The sequence below is a fragment of the Stenotrophomonas sp. P5_B8 genome (genome assembly GCF_054049855.1).
On sequence record NZ_JBFULO010000821.1, the window covers coordinates 1 to 722 of the forward strand.

2 pseudogenes are annotated in these 722 nt (G+C 58.7%); one reads left to right on the forward strand and one right to left on the reverse strand.

The features are described from left to right. Positions 1–108 precede the first annotated feature (108 nt). Positions 109–324 (reverse strand): annotated as a pseudogene (locus ACXJKH_RS21645) (integrase core domain-containing protein); the annotation flags it as partial. A gap of 59 nt (positions 325–383) precedes the next feature. Here ACXJKH_RS21645 and ACXJKH_RS21650 point away from each other — a divergent pair. Beyond that, positions 384–722 (forward strand): annotated as a pseudogene (locus ACXJKH_RS21650) (hypothetical protein); the annotation flags it as partial.

Here is a 722-nt window from a genome sequence, read left to right on the forward strand (position 1 = left end):
GCAGCTCGGCACTGAGCTGCGCATCGGCGTACATCTTCTTCAGCCGCCGGTTCTCGTCCTGCAGTTCTTTTAGCTGGGACACCATGGACGCATCCGTAAGCTCCCCCGTCAAGCAGACATTTCTAAAGTAGAGCTTCTGGCGTGAGCGGTACGGTACTCGACGGGGCTCATGCCGCTGAGCGAGTCATGTGGACGAATCTCGTTGTAATCGATCATCCACCAATGCGCTGCCTCACGTACGTCCTCAAGGCGTGCGAAGAGGTGCTGGTCCAGCACCTCCTCACGGAACGTGCGGTTGGAGCGTTCGATGAAGGCGTTCTGGTTGAGCTATGGCTTGCTCTTGCATTCTGTCTAGGGGAGTAGAAAATGGGCCGGATGATTCGATGCCCGCAGCTCCTTTGATCAAGTCGAACACCACCTCCGCGCCTTTAAGCGCTCCGATGACGGGCAATCGGTCCATCGTGAGAGTTCGATGGCAGTGGGTTGGGCTGTCTTGGCTCGTGCTCGCGTTCGCCTACACACCTGCCGTCGTCTTGACGGCCCCCCCAGCGGGCGCGCCGGAGGCTTCGGATTTCCTGCATGCCTTCTTGTTTCTCGTCGGCAGCTACACGCCATGGGCATTGGCCACTCCCATGCTGCTCGGTCTCTCAGGACGATGGATCATCGGAGGTGGCCGGTCTGCTTACCACCTGATTTGGGTTGTATTGTTCGGTCTTCCAGCG